The sequence below is a fragment of the Streptomyces sp. NPDC051963 genome (assembly GCF_044593495.1).
GTDB lineage: Bacteria > Actinomycetota > Actinomycetes > Streptomycetales > Streptomycetaceae > Streptomyces.
The window spans coordinates 15,294-28,985 of sequence record NZ_JBIUCC010000015.1 but is presented as its reverse complement, the minus strand read 5'-3'; the positions used below and the strand labels follow the sequence as shown (position 1 = coordinate 28,985).

Here is a 13,692-nt window from a genome sequence, read left to right as displayed (position 1 = left end):
CAACTGTCTCCTGTGCTGGTCAGTCCCGTCTTTAGCAGCCCGTGCCGAGATCCTTCGCATTCTGTGCACGTTCCCGGACCTCGCTGGGGGAGATTCCGTAGGCCGCGCGGAACGACCGGCTGAAGTCCGCCGGGTTGCGGAATCCCCACCGGGTCGCGGTCTCGCTGATCGTGCGGTGGCGCAGTGCGGGGTCGGTCAGATCGGCGTGGCAGCGCGCCAGGCGGCGGCGCCGGATCGTGGCGGCCACGGGCTCGGGTGCGTCGCGGAACAGCAGATGCAGGGTGCGTACGGAGATGTGGTGGTGGGCGGCGATGGCCGCCGGGCGCAGCCACGGGTCGGCCAGGTTGTGGTCGATGAAGGCGTTGATGCGGGCGAGCAGTGCGGTCTTGCGTGTCTCCACGGGAAGCGTGCCCTGGTCGCCGAGGTGCGCGGCCAGCACGGAGGCGGCCAGGTCGACGGCGATCGAAGCGAGCCGGGCCAGCTCCGCCGGGCCGCAGGTGCGGGCGGCTTCCGGCAGCCCCGTCAGGTAGGTGGCGAGCAGCGCGGCGGAGCCGGTCGCGGGGGTCAGGGGCTCGGCCAGCAGCCGGTCCGCCCGTCCGCCCGCCAGCGGCAGGACGGTACGCGGCAGCCGTAGCACCGTCATCCGGCACTGCTGGCCGGGGTCGTGGAAGTCGGTGATCAGCGGGTGCGAACTCGAGTACAGGGTCATTTCGCCGGCGCCCAGGCAGGCGACGCTGCGGGCCTGTTCCATCCGTGCGGAGCTGTTGCCCCCGACCAGGAGCATGAAGTAGTCCTCGGGATCCTGGCGGCGGATCTGGGCCAGGGAACGGCGGGCGGTCATCGGGGAGAAGGTGAACGTCGTCGCCTGACTGCGCGGCAGCACCCCCACGGTCTCCAGCCGGCCCTGAAAGCTGGGCTCGTGCGCACTGCGGATCGACACCGGCATGATCTCGTCGACCACCTCGGCCCACCAGCCGAACCGGTCCGACGCCGGGAGGGAGCCGGCGTCCATCGTCAGGACCGGCCCCGCCGCCGCGGCGTCCTGTCCTGAGGTCTCCTTGGGGATGGACATGCAGCGATAGTGCCCGGCAGGGGTGGCACCAGAGAAGGGTGCAGCCCGCTACACCCCCGCCCGGGGAGCCTGCTCTCCCGTGCGCGGGCGGTGTCGTCATCTAGCGTTGCCGCATGTGGAAAACGGTGCGGCAGGCCGCGCGGGCCACGGCCCACCTCGTGCTCGTCGCGGCGATGACCTTCGGGACGTACCTCTTCATCACCGTGCTGCTGATCGCCGCCACGGGCACGCTGGTCGTGATCGGCGCCTGGATGCTGCCCGAGGCGGTGCTGCTGCTGCGGCGGATCGCGGGTGCCAAGCGGCGGATGACGGCCGCGTGGACGGGGCGGGAGATCCCGGAGGCGTACCGGCCGATCGAGGGGCCGCTCGCCGAGCGGTTCCGGACGGCCGTGAAGGACCCGGGGACGACGGCGGACCTGAAGTGGCTGGCCGCCCATTACGTGTACGGCGCTCTCCTCGTCGTCGCCCTGCCGCTGCTGGTCGTCGGACTGGTCGTGGACGGCGTGTGGTGCGGGGCGCTGCGGCGCGACGCCGTCGCGCTGCCGTTGGTCACCCGGCTCGCGGACGTCGAGGCACGGTGGTCCACAACGCTTCTCAAGCCCTCGCCGAAGGCGCAACTCGTCGAGCGTGTCGAGCAGTTGAAGGCGACCCGGGCCGACGCGGTCGCCGCGCACGGTGCCGAACTGCGCCGTATCGAGCGGGACTTGCACGACGGCGCGCAGGCCCGCCTGGTCGCGCTGTCGATGCGGATCGGTCTCGCCAAGCGTGCCTACGACCGTGACCCCGAGGCCGCTCGCAAGCTGCTGGACGACGCCCAGGACCAGGCCGAGGAGGCGCTGCTGGAGCTGCGGCACGTCGTGCGCGGCATCCATCCGCCGATCCTCACGGACCGGGGGCTGGCGGGCGCGGTGCGTGCGCTCGCCGCGAGGTGGGGAGGGCTCGCGGTGACCGTGGACGACGGCGGTCTCGACGAGGGTCCGCGCGCGCCCGCCGCGGTCGAGGCGGCCGCCTACTTCGTGGTCGCCGAGGCTCTCACCAACGTCGCCAAGCACAGCGGGGCCGCGGCGGCCGGGGTCGCGCTCGCGCGGACCCGGGGCGGGCTGCGGGTTACCGTACGGGACGAGGGGCGGGGCGGCGCCGACGACGGCGGGGGATCGGGGCTGCTCGGCATGCGGCGGCGGGTCGCCGCGCTGGACGGGAGCTGCGAGGTGTCGAGCCCCGTCGGGGGGCCGACGGTGATCGAGGTGGAGTTGCCGTGCGTGTGGTGATCGGAGGCCCGGCGTGAGAGTCGTCATCGCCGAGGACAACGCCCTGCTGCGGGAAGGGCTCGTGCTGTTGCTGACGTCGGCCGGACACGAGGTGGCGGCCGTCGTGGGTACCGGGCCCGAGATCCTGCCCGCCCTGCTGGAGCACCGGCCGGACGCGGCCGTCCTCGACGTACGGATGCCGCCGGGCTTCCGGGACGAGGGGCTGCGGGCGGCGCTGGAGGCGCGGCAGCGGATGCCCGGACTGCCGGTGCTGGTCCTCTCGCAGTACGTCGAGGAGTCGTACGCCGCCGAACTGCTCGGCGGGGGCAGCAGCGGCGTCGGCTATCTGCTCAAGGACCGGGTCGGCCGCGTCGACGAGTTCCTCGACGCGCTGGAACGGGTCGCCTCCGGCGGTACCGCCCTCGACCCCGAGGTGGTCACCGAGTTGCTGACCCGGCGCCGGGACTCGCCGCTCGACTCACTGACCCCGCGCGAGCGCGAGGTGCTGAAGCTGATGGCGGAGGGCCACGACAACACGACCATCGCGGGGACCCTGGTGGTCACCGAACGCGCGGTCAGCAAGCACATCGGCAATGTCTTCCTGAAGCTCGGCCTGCCGCCGAGCGACAGCGGACATCGCCGGGTGCTGGCCGTGCTGGCGTACCTGGCGCACACACCCCGGTAGCTCAGCCCGCCGTACGCTCCGTCAGCTCGCCCAGCGGCAGCGTGTGCTGGGTCTGAAGGACCTTGGCGCGCAGGTAGCGGACGTTGTGGGCGGTGGTGAACACACCGGTCGGCACACGGTCGTGGACGGCGATGCCGAGGTCCCGCAACTGGCCTGCCTTGTCAGGGTTGTTGGAGAGCAGGTCGAGCTCGGTGATGCCCAGGGCGTTGAGCATCTGGGCGGCCGCCGTGTAGTCGCGGGCGTCCTCGGGCAGGCCCAGCGCGGTGTTCGCGGCGTAGGTGTCGAGGCCCTGGTCCTGGAGGGCGTATGCGTCGAGCTTGTTGTAGAGGCCGATGCCGCGGCCCTCCTGGCGGAGGTAGAGGAGAACGCCGCCTCGGTCGGCGATCCGCTCGACGGCCTCGCGCAGCTGCGGGCCGCAGTCGCAGCGGGCCGAGCCGAAGACATCGCCGGTCAGGCACTCGGAGTGCAGCCGGACCAGCGGGACGGTGCCGGGTGCCGGGTCGCCGAGGACGACGGCCACATGCTCCTGGCCGTCGGTCAGACCGTGGAAGGTGACCAGTTCGGCGTCGACGCGGTAGCCGTCCCCGAAGCGCAGCGGTACGCGGACGCGGGAGCGCTGGGTGGCGGCGGGGTAGTCGGGCATGCGGGTACTCCGGTCCTCGGCACATCTGCTTCAGATTTGAAGCAGCTCCTCGGCCCAGGACCCTACCTCATGTTTAAATTTTGAAGCAATGAATTTGTGATCCGCGTCATGAACAGGGCTTGGTGGACCGGCGACGCCACGGCACCTCGTCGGGTGCCGCCTGTGCAGCGTCCCCCTCGAACCCCTCGGTGACCTTGCTGAAGATCTCCTCCAGCTGCCCCACCTGCTCCTCGGACAGCCGGTCGAACAGCAGCGCACGTACCGTCTCGACATGCCCGGGCGCCGCCCGCTCCAGGACCGCCATCCCTTCGTCGGTCAGCGACGCGATGCTGCCCCGCTTGTCCCAGCGGCAGTTCTCGCGCCCCACCAGCCCGTCCTTCTCCAGACGCGTCACGGCATACGTCAGCCGGCTGCGGGTGATCTTCAGCCGCTCCGCGAGGTCGGTCATGCGCAGCTTGCGCTCCGGGGCCTCGGACAGGGTGGAGAGGATGGAGTAGTACATGTGCGGCATGCCGGCTTCCTGCTGGAGTTGCCGGTCGAGCGCGTCCTCCACAAGGAGAACGGCGCCGATGTACGCGCGCCAGGCGCGCTGCTCCTCGGAGGTGAGCCAGCGGGTCGTCATGCACCCAGTGTAGGTTTGTTTCAAACTTGAACCAAGCCCGCCCGTTGCCGAGGTGGAGTACGCCGATGCCCTTCCCCTACGTCCTGCTCTCCGCAGCCGTCTCCCTCGACGGCTACCTGGACGACACCGGTCCCGAACGCCTGCTCCTGTCCAGCCCCGCCGACTTCGACCGGGTCGACGAGGTACGTTCCTCCGTCGACGCCATCCTGGTCGGCGCCGGCACCATCCGCGCCGACAACCCCCGGCTCCTGGTGAACTCGCCCGAGCGCCGCACGGCACGGGAGGCGGCGGGCAGACCCGCGTACCCCCTGAAGGTCACGGTCAGCGGCTCCGGAGACCTCGACCCGACGGCGAAGTTCTGGCACACCGGCGGCGAGAAGGTCGTCTACACGACGGACCACGGCGCCGAGCGCCTGCGGCGGACGCCGGTCGCGGCCGACGTCGTCCCGCTGGGCCCGGAACTGGACTGGCCTCGGCTGCTGGAGCACCTCCACGACGTACGAGGCGTACGGCGCCTGATGGTCGAGGGCGGCGGGATCATCCACACCCAGCTGCTCCAGCAGGGGCTCGCCGACGAGTTGCAGCTGGTCCTGGCACCGCTGTTCGTGGGCGAACCGAAGGCGCCGAGGCTGTTCGGCCCCGGCGGGTACCAGGCCGGCCGCCTCCGCCTGGTGGAGACCCGGCGGATCGAGGACGTCGTCCTCATGCGCTACGAGCCCACCGCCCCCGGCACCGGGAACACCCCGTCGGCCGCCGACCGCCACTGGCTGGCCCTGGCCTGTGAACTCGCGGCGCAGTGCCCGCCCTCGCGGACCGCGTTCAGCGTGGGAGCGGTCGTGGTCGCCGCCGACGGGACCGAGCTTGCGCGGGGGCACTCGAGGGAGGGCGACGACCCGGTCGTACACGCGGAGGAGGCCGCGCTGGCGAAGCTCGCCCCTGACGATCCCCGGCTCCCGACCGCCACGGTGTACAGCAGCCTCGAACCGTGCGCCCACCGCGCGTCCCGCCCCGCGCCGTGCGCCCGGCTGATTCTGGACGCCGGGGTACGGCGGGTGGTGACGGCGTGGCGCGAGCCTGACACGTTCGTCGTGGCCGCCGACGGGAGCGGGCTCCTGGAGGCGGCGGGCGTGGCCGTGGTGGTGCTGCCGGAGTACGAGGAACGGGCGAAGGCGCCGAACCGGCATCTGACGGGGTGAAGCACGGAATCGGCCTCGGCTGCGGCCCGACCCCAACTCCCCTTCGGCCCATCAGATCCTGCGCCCCGCCGCCGTACAGGTAACGCTGCCAATGACCGGTGTGGATCACGGAGGTGGCGATGAGGTCGGTGCGCAGACGGACGGCGGCTTTGCTGATCCTGCCCTTGGTCACGGCACTGCTCGCCTCGTGCGGGAGCGACGACGGTACGCGCACCATGGGCCGCGCCCTGCCGCCGGACGCCGAGTTCACCCACCCCGGCGTCCTGGTCGGCAAGGACCAGCTGGACGCCGTACGAGAGAACGTCAACGAGGGCAGGAAGCCCTGGCTGAAGGCGTTCCTGGACATGCGGGACAGCAAGTACGGGGCGTACAAGTACCGGTCCGAGCCGTACCGGACCGTCTCCTGCCCCGCCGGCGCCATGGCCGGCCGGGGCTGCATCCAGGAGCGCGCGGACGCCATCGCCGCCTACACCCAGGCCCTGATGTTCACCGTCACCGGCAAGCCGCAGCACGCCGTCAAGGCCAGGGAGATCATGGACGGCTGGTCGGCGAAGCTGGAGCGGCACACGGGGCAGAACGCCGCTCTTCAGGCCGCCTGGGCCGGGTCCACCTGGGCGCGGGCCGCCGAGATCATTCGGCACACACCCGGCGGCGACTGGCCCGCCCACCGCGTACTCCGCTTCGAGACCATGCTCCGCACCGCCTACCTCCCCCACGTCACCCGACGCGTCCTGGACGTCAACGGAAACCGCGACCTCGTCTCCACCGACGCGGCCATCGGCATCGCCGTCTTCCTCGACGACCACAAGACCTTCGACCACGCCCTGCAACGCTTCCGCGACCGCGTCCCCGCCTACTTCTACCTGCGCAAGGACGGCCGCCTCCCGCTCACCGCGCCCGGCTCCGGCATGGACAGCCCGCAGCGGCTGACGTCGTACTGGTTCAAGCAGTCCACCTACAAGGACGGCGTCACCCAGGAGACCTGCCGTGACTTCGAGCACGTCGGCCACTCCCTCGCCGCCACCGCGCACATCGCCGAGACCGCCTGGCACCAGGGCGTCGACCTGTACGCCGAGGCCAAGGACCGGCTCAAGGCCGCCCTCTCCCTGCACGCCCGCCACCAGCTGGGCGCACCCGCGCCGACCTGGCTGTGCGGCGGCAGGATCGCCAGGACCATGGGCCCGGACCTGGAAGTCGCCCTGAACCACCTCGAGGACCGTCTCCACCTCTCCGTCCCCACCGCCCGCAAACTCGCCGAACAGACCCGCCCCGCCGGCACCGACGGCCTCTTCGTCGCCTGGGAAACCCTCACCCACGCGGGCAATCCCGCCGGGTGAACCACCGTGTGGTCATGGGTGTCCCACGGATGACGTACACTTGTGAACACAACGACGCGGGGTGGAGCAGCTCGGTAGCTCGCTGGGCTCATAACCCAGAGGTCGCAGGTTCAAATCCTGTCCCCGCTACTGAAGGCCGAAGGGCCCGGATCATTGCGATCCGGGCCCTTCGGTGTGTTCCGGCCCATGCCGAGCCCGAGTGATGCCCGTTGTCACCCGGCGTGATCGAGCCACCCCGTTGCGATAACAACTGACACAACGTCAGAACTGGTGGGGCCGATGAGTTGCTTCGGTGACGTGGTCAACTCGCCCGATTTTCACCGGTCATGGCCCGTACGTCCTGGGCAAAAACGTTAATGATCAAGTGGAACCGCTTGGAATCCGGCCCCTGGGTCTATTAACGTTCGATAACGCAGCGCGGTCGTCCCAGCCGTCACAAGAGTCGGCTCCGTGCGCACGCGCCGAATTCCGCAAGGGAACCGGGGAACCACCACCTTGGGGTGAATCGCGCGGATGCCACCGTGGAAGCACGGCGGGTATACGCGCGTAGGAGACCTTCCTCTCCGAACCCGTCAGCTAACCCGGTAGGCGATAGGGAAGGAAAGGAGTACGCCTACGTGGCGTCCAACCGGCCTGCTCCAGAGGCCCCGTTCGTGCCTAGTCAGCGCAAGCCCGACACCGTTGTGTACGGGGGCTACCGCACCGACGACGAGGGCCCGCAGGAGGAGTGGAATCCCACCGAGGAGTCCCTCCCTCCCCTACGCGGCCGGCACCGCGTCAGCAAGCAGCGCAACGGGGCATTCGCCCGCAGCTCCACGGTTCTGGGCGTCGGTGTCATAGCCGCCGTCGGCGCGGGCGGCATGGCCAGCGCCAACACCGGCAAGCCGCCGGTGTCCATCTCCATGCCCGACCTGCCGTCCGTGGGCTCGATCATCTCGGACGACTCCTCGGACGAGGAGGCCCAGGACACCGCGCTCAGCAGCGTCAATGTGGCCTCCGAGGACACCGAGCAGGGCACCTCCGACGCCGGTGAGGTGTTGCGGTCCAGGATCCTGGCCCAGGCCGAGCAGCAGCAGGACCAGGTCGACACCAAGGCCGCCCAGGCCGCGCAGGCCGCCGCCCAGAAGAAGGCCGCCGACGCGGCAGCCGAGGCGGAGAGGCAGGCCGAGGCCAAGGCCGCCGCCGCGAAGGCGAAGGCGGAGGAGGCGGCCCGGCAGAAGGCGGAGGCCGAGCGGCTCGCCGAGCTGGCCAAGCAGTTCGCGCTGCCGACCTCCTCGTACACCATCACCTCGACCTTCGGTCAGGCCGGTTCCCTCTGGTCCTCCGGCTACCACACCGGGCTCGACTTCGCCGCCCCCACGGGCACGCTCATCAAGGCCATCCACAGCGGCACCATCACCCAGGCCGGCTGGGACGGTTCGTACGGCTACAAGACCGTCCTCACCCTGGACGACGGCACTGAGCTGTGGTTCGCCCACCAGTCCTCGATCAGTGTCAGCGTCGGCCAGAAGGTCGCCACCGGCGATGTCATCGGCCGCGTCGGTGCGACCGGCAATGTCACCGGCGCTCACCTCCACCTCGAGGTCCACACCAGTAGCTCCGACAGCAGCGGCATCGACCCGATGGCCTGGCTGCGGAGCAAGGGCTTGAACCCCTGAGCCAGCCTCCCCTTCCCCGGCGGCCCTGACGACGACCCCCCGACGTCAGGGCTGCCGGTTTTCGGGCGGAGCGCAGCTCGGCCTGGGCGGGTTACTCGCGGCCACTCGCGAGGCCTAGGTCCGGTACGGGTTGTGGTGCGCCGGATACGGTGCCGCGGGACCGTACATCGGCCAGGCCGGCGGCATGACGACCGGCGCCGTCACTCGGGCCGCGTACTCCAGCGCCGGTCCCGCGACCCTCCGCCGCTGCCACAGCTCATGCAGCAACTCCCGTTCGCGTACGACGAAGTCGGTGCCCGCCCGCCCCCGCCGCCCCCGGTGGCGCAGAAACGCCAGCGACGTCGCGTACGCCTCGTACTGCGCCACCGCCCGCCCCGCCGGCCTGCCGAAGTGATGGCGGGCGTACTCCCGGGCCAGCCGTCGCGCCCGCATCGATCCGAGTACGAAGGGCGCGGTCGGCCCCAGCCAGCCGGCGGCGACGTACGCGGGCAGCTCGGCTCGTACGGTCCTCAGCTCGCGCTGCCGGGTCCAGATGACCAGCCAGGTGAGCAGCCCGAACGCGGGCACCATGAAGGCGGCGTACACGGCGAAGAACCCGTACTCGCCGAACGTGGACGAGCCGTTCCACATCGCGTGCATGCCCATCGCCAGCAGCAGCCCGGACAGCGGCACGAGGACCCGGCGCAGATGCTGCCGGTCCCCCGAGAGCGCGGCGACGCCGAAGCCGATGCCGGTGAGGACGGTGAAGAGCGGGTGCGCGAACGGCGACATGATGATGCGCACGAAGAAGGTCGCCGCGGTGACGGAGGCGATGCCGCGGTCGCCGCTGAGCTGGTCGGTACCGAAGGCCGTACCGAGGTAGAGGATGTTCTCGGTGAACGCGAAGCCGGTGGCGGTGACGCCGGCTATCACCACCCCGTCGACGATCCCGGTGAAGTCGCGTCGCCGGAAGAGGAAGACGAGTAAGACGGCCGCCGCCTTGGCCGACTCCTCCACGATCGGCGCTATCACGGTCGCCCCGAGGGTGTCCGCGCTGGACGGATCCGCGGTGGCCGTCGCTATCCATCGGGTCGCGAAGCTGTTGGCGACGATCGCTATCAACGCTGCCGCGCAGGCGCCCCAGGCGAAGGCGAAGAGCAGGTTCCGCCAGGGGCCGGGTTCGACCCGGTCCAGCCAGCGGAAGGCGGCTATGAGCAGCGGCACGGGGAACACCGACAGCCCGAGCCCGACCAGGAACCCCTCCGTGCCGGTCTGTTCGCGGACGAGGGCGAGGATGACGAGCCCGGAGAGCGCGAGGAGCGTGATCAGAGCGCCGTAGCGCACCCATCGGGCCTGCCACCAGTGCGCGTGCCGCAGCGCGCCACCGGCGGGGTCGCTGGGGCGCGGCGGATACGGGGGACTGGTGGCCACGGCATTGACCCTAACGAGGGAGGGGCGCAGCCCGCAGGAGCGCTGGGTGGGCTCAGGCGCCGGTGGGGGGACGGTCTTGGTGCTGTACGCGACGGAAGAGCAGGTCGTTCACGACATGTCCCTTGTCCAGCCCCTGGCCCTCGAAACGGGTGAGCGGCCGGAAGTCGGGACGGGGCGCAAAACCGCCGTCGGGCTGGGTGTTCTCGAAGTCCGGGTGCGCGCTCAGCACCTCGAGCATCTGTTCGGCGTACGGCTCCCAGTCGGTCGCGCAGTGCACGATCGCCCCCGGCCTGAGCCGGGTCGCGGCGAGGCTGAGGAACTCCGGCTGGATCAGGCGCCGCTTGTGGTGCCGCTTCTTCGGCCAGGGGTCGGGGAAGTAGACGCGCAGCCCGTCGAGGGAGTCGGGGGCGAGCATCTCGCGGAGCAGGATGATGGCGTCGCCGTTGCCGACGCGGATGTTGGACAGGCCGTGGTGGTCGGCGAGGTTGAGCAGATTGCCCTGGCCGGGGGTGTGCACGTCGACGGCGAGGATGTTGGTGCCGGGGTCCCCTGCGGCCATCTGGGCGGTGGCCTCCCCCATCCCGAAGCCGATCTCGAGCACGACCGGGCCCGCATTGCCGAAGAACTCCGCCAGGTCGATGACCTGCTGCCCGTCGATGTCCAGCCCCCACTTGGCCCACAGCCGCTGCAACGCGTCGGCCTGTCCCGCCGTCACCCTGCTGCGCCGCGGCTGAAAACTCCGAATCCGCCGCTCGAAATGCGACCCGGCGGGATCGGCCTTCGGCCCATCGGGAAACCGCGGCTCCCCCTTGGCACGGGTGTGACGAACAGAGGCACCGGGAGTGTGCTCGGCTTCGGGGGCGTGGTGAGTCTCAGACACAGTGCGGTCGATTTTACTGGCAGCGCGAGACATCCAGCCCGTCCGGTGCCCTGAGGACGGGGCCGCTTCGGCCGCGTCCAGCCGGTCCGGCCGGACACCTTCACAGCACCGGGGCACCCTCACACCCCACCCAACACCGCCAACGCCCTCCGAGCCACCTCCCGCCCGATCGGCAGCGAAGCCGTCGCTGCCGGAGACGGGGCGTTCAGTACGTGCACGGCCCGCTGCCCCTCCCGGATCATGAAGTCGTCCACCAGCGTGCCGTCCCGCAGGACCGCCTGTGCCCGCACCCCCGCCGCGGTCGGCACCAGGTCGTCCGCGGTCACCGCCGGCACCAACCTCCGCACGGCCTGGGCGAAGGCCTCCCTCGACACCGAGCGCCGCAGCTCCCCGGCGCCGTACCGCCAGTGCCGTCGAGCCATCCGCCACACGCCCGGCCAGGCCAGCACCGCGCCGAGCTCCGGCACCCGCACGGTCCCCCAGCCGTACCCCTCGCGCGCCAGCGCGGGCACGGCGTTGGGCCCGACGTGCACGCCGCCGTCCATCCCGCGCGTGAGATGCACCCCGAGGAACGGAAACGCCGGATCCGGGACCGGGTACACCAGCCCCCGCACCAGCTCGGGTCGCGTCAGCGAGAAGTACTCCCCGCGGAACGGCACGATCCGCATCTCGGGATCGTCCCCGGTCAGCCGCGCCACCTCGTCGCAGTGCAGCCCGGCGCAGTTCACCAGCACCCGCCCCCGCACGACCGCCCCGTCCCGCGTCCGTACGGCCACTCCGAGCGTCGGGCGCCGGTCCACCCGTACGACCTCCGCGCCGTAGCGGATCTCCGCGCCGGAGGCGTCGGCCAGCTGCCGGGCGACGCCCGCGAAGTCGCACACGCCGGTCGTCCCGACGTGTATCGCGGCGACTCCGCGGACCTCCGGTTCGTACTCCGCGATCTGTGCGGGGCCCAGCTCGCGCACCGGAATGGAGTTCTCCCGGCCGCGCTGCACGAGCGCGTGCAGCCGCGGCAGCTCCTCCCGGTCGGTGGCGACGATGAGCTTGCCGGTGACGGCGTGCGCGATGCCGTACTCCGCGCAGAACTTCACCATCTCGGCGGCGCCCCGCACCGCGTACCGCGCCTTGAGCGAGCCCGGTCGGTAGTAGATCCCGCTGTGGATCACGCCGCTGTTGCGCCCCGTCTGGTGCCGGGCCGGTCCGCCCTCCTTCTCCAGCACCGTGACCCGCGTGCCCGGCGCGGCCCGCGTGATCGCATACGCGGTCGACAGCCCGACGATCCCACCGCCGATCACGAGCACGTCACAGTCGTACGCGATCTCCGACCGCACCAGCACCACCTCCCGCTTTCGATAGTGCACTGCGCCACTGACAGTCACTTCAAACGCAGGGATCTGCGAAGGAAACCGGTTCTGCGCCGAAGCCTCTGTGCCGCAGCCGCTACGCCGGAGCCATCAACAGCGGCCGGGCCCGCTCCCGCAACTCCACCACCCGCGGCTCGTCCCCGTACGGCTCCAGCCGATGCAGAAGATCCTTCACATACTCCGTGGTGCGGGCCGACGATATGCGCCCCGCAACCTCCACCGCCCGCACGCCCTGCTCGCACGCGGCGTCGAGGTTGCCCGACTCCAGCTCCGCGACCGCCGACACGACCAGCCGCAGCCCATGCGACCGCACGAACTCCTCCGTCGGCTTCGACAGCGCCTGCTCCGTGAAGCGGCGGACCTGTCGCGGCGCCTTCAGATCGCGGTAGCACTCCGCGGCATCGGCGGCGAAACGGTCGTACGAGTAGAAGCCGAGCCAGGACGGATCGTTGTCCCCCTCACGGGACCGCTCCAGCCACCCCTCGGCGGCCTTGAGGGCCGCCCCCGCGGCCTGGGCGTCACCCGCGCGTGCGTGCGCGCGTGCCTCGACCAGCCGGAAGAAGCTCATGGTGCGGGCGGTGGCCAGGCCACGGTTGCGCTCCAGCGCGGCCTGCGCGAGATCGACGCCCTCGTCGCCGAAGCCGCGGTATGTCGCCTGGAGCGACATGGAGGCAAGCACGTACCCCCCGAGGGGCACGTCGGCCGCCGCGCGCGCGAGCCGCAGCGCCTGGATGTAATACCGCTGCGCGGCCTCCTGCTGGCCGGTGTCGAAGGCCATCCACCCGGCGAGACGGGTGAGTTCGGCGCTCGCCCCGAACAGTGCCCTGCCGACCTCGTCCGAGTAGCAGCCGAGTAGCAGCGGCGCCGCCTCCACCCGTAAACACTCCGGCACCATCGATGAACGCCAGTCGCCGCCGCCGTACTTGGAGTCCCAGCGCCTGGCGTCCTCCGCGGCCTCGCGCAGCTTCAGCACATCGCTGTGGCCGACTTTGAGCGGTGCTCCGGAACCCTCCGCGGGGTTCGCGTCCCGTGCCACCGAGCTGTCAGCAGGGGTTATCAGCCACCGTGAGGCGGGCGTTGCGTATGCGCTGACTGCGAACGACCCGGCGAGCGACTGCCAGATGCCGCCGGAGCCGGCGCGGCGGCCGGCGAGGTCGAGACGGTACAGCTCCGTCGCCGACTTCACGGCCTGTGCCACGTCCCTGGGGAAGGCGAGGCCCACCTCGGGTGCGGGATCCGCGTCCGCCAGGCCGATCTCGTGGAGCGGCACAGGGCGGCCGAGCTTCTGGCCGATGGCGGCGGCTATGAGGTGTGGCGCCGCGCCCTGCGGCACCATTCCCTTCGACACCCAGCGCGCCACCGACGTCTTGTCGTAGCGAAGAGTCAACCCGCGTTGAGCGCCAAGGTCGTTGACGCGTCGCGCGAGTCCTGCGTTGCTGATTCCCGCGAGGGCGAGAACGGCGCCGAGTTTTTCGTTCGGCCCGCGTTGCTCCCTGGACATGGCCACCCCTCGACACAGACGGCTGCCGCGCTGGCATAACCACGCGGCATTCGTAAACCCAGCGTAGTTCGCCGCAT

The 13,692-nt window shown here is 71.1% G+C and carries 12 protein-coding genes, 1 tRNA gene and 1 riboswitch; of the genes, 6 read left to right on the top strand and 7 right to left on the bottom strand.

Going from position 1 to position 13,692, the window contains the following annotated elements; translation table 11 throughout:
• Positions 1-31 precede the first annotated feature (31 nt).
• Positions 32-1,072, bottom strand: a complete 1,041-nt coding sequence (locus ACIHFB_RS42655; RefSeq protein ID WP_400129689.1) for a helix-turn-helix domain-containing protein — start codon at positions 1,070-1,072, stop codon at positions 32-34.
• A 113-nt stretch (positions 1,073-1,185) separates the two neighbouring features.
• Here ACIHFB_RS42655 and ACIHFB_RS42650 point away from each other — a divergent pair, with 113 nt between their 5' ends.
• Positions 1,186-2,340: a histidine kinase gene (locus ACIHFB_RS42650; protein ID WP_400129688.1), complete on the top strand. Its 1,155-nt coding sequence runs from the start codon at positions 1,186-1,188 to the stop codon at positions 2,338-2,340.
• A 13-nt stretch (positions 2,341-2,353) separates the two neighbouring features.
• A complete protein-coding gene (locus ACIHFB_RS42645) occupies positions 2,354-3,004 on the top strand; it encodes a response regulator transcription factor (protein WP_365288143.1) in 651 nt (216 codons plus the stop codon).
• A 1-nt stretch (position 3,005) separates the two neighbouring features.
• On the opposite strand, the gene ribA is transcribed toward ACIHFB_RS42645, so the two are convergent.
• Together ribA and ACIHFB_RS42635 are read right to left on the bottom strand one after the other, a co-directional pair.
• Entirely contained in the window at positions 3,006-3,647 is a 642-nt protein-coding gene (gene ribA / locus ACIHFB_RS42640; RefSeq protein WP_365288141.1) for a GTP cyclohydrolase II, read from the bottom strand.
• 106 nt (positions 3,648-3,753) lie between these two features.
• Entirely contained in the window at positions 3,754-4,269 is a 516-nt protein-coding gene (locus ACIHFB_RS42635; protein WP_365288139.1) for a MarR family transcriptional regulator, read from the bottom strand.
• A 65-nt stretch (positions 4,270-4,334) separates the two neighbouring features.
• On the opposite strand from ACIHFB_RS42635, the gene ACIHFB_RS42630 reads away from it, so the two are divergent.
• The 4 genes from ACIHFB_RS42630 (at position 4,335) to ACIHFB_RS42615 (ending at position 8,460) form a co-directional block, all read left to right on the top strand.
• Complete coding sequence (locus tag ACIHFB_RS42630; RefSeq protein WP_365288137.1) at positions 4,335-5,465, top strand: dihydrofolate reductase family protein; 1,131 nt, start codon at positions 4,335-4,337, stop codon at positions 5,463-5,465.
• Positions 5,466-5,584: 119 nt separating this feature from the next.
• Positions 5,585-6,802 carry an alginate lyase family protein gene (locus ACIHFB_RS42625; RefSeq protein ID WP_365288135.1) on the top strand — a complete coding sequence of 406 codons (1,218 nt, stop codon included), beginning with the start codon at positions 5,585-5,587 and terminating at the stop codon, positions 6,800-6,802.
• A gap of 55 nt (positions 6,803-6,857) precedes the next feature.
• Positions 6,858-6,931: transfer RNA gene (locus ACIHFB_RS42620), tRNA-Met, on the top strand.
• 320 nt (positions 6,932-7,251) lie between these two features.
• A riboswitch (cyclic di-AMP (ydaO/yuaA leader) is annotated at positions 7,252-7,408 on the top strand.
• Between the two features lie 11 nt (positions 7,409-7,419).
• Positions 7,420-8,460, top strand: coding sequence for a M23 family metallopeptidase (locus ACIHFB_RS42615; protein WP_400129687.1), 1,041 nt, complete (start codon positions 7,420-7,422; stop codon positions 8,458-8,460).
• A 114-nt stretch (positions 8,461-8,574) separates the two neighbouring features.
• On the opposite strand, the gene ACIHFB_RS42610 is transcribed toward ACIHFB_RS42615, so the two are convergent.
• The 4 genes from ACIHFB_RS42610 to ACIHFB_RS42595 form a co-directional block, all read right to left on the bottom strand.
• Positions 8,575-9,870, bottom strand: a complete 1,296-nt coding sequence (locus ACIHFB_RS42610; protein ID WP_365288123.1) for a PrsW family intramembrane metalloprotease — start codon at positions 9,868-9,870, stop codon at positions 8,575-8,577.
• A gap of 52 nt (positions 9,871-9,922) precedes the next feature.
• On the bottom strand, positions 9,923-10,750 hold the full coding sequence (gene trmB / locus ACIHFB_RS42605) for a tRNA (guanosine(46)-N7)-methyltransferase TrmB (RefSeq protein ID WP_365288121.1): 828 nt from the start codon (positions 10,748-10,750) through the stop codon (positions 9,923-9,925).
• Positions 10,751-10,869: 119 nt separating this feature from the next.
• A complete protein-coding gene (lhgO, locus tag ACIHFB_RS42600) occupies positions 10,870-12,111 on the bottom strand; it encodes an L-2-hydroxyglutarate oxidase (protein ID WP_365288119.1) in 1,242 nt (413 codons plus the stop codon).
• A 79-nt stretch (positions 12,112-12,190) separates the two neighbouring features.
• The gene (locus tag ACIHFB_RS42595) at positions 12,191-13,615 is read right to left on the bottom strand and encodes an MFS transporter (RefSeq protein ID WP_365288117.1); all 1,425 of its coding nucleotides are present in this window, start codon (positions 13,613-13,615) and stop codon (positions 12,191-12,193) included.
• Positions 13,616-13,692: the final 77 nt, after the last annotated feature.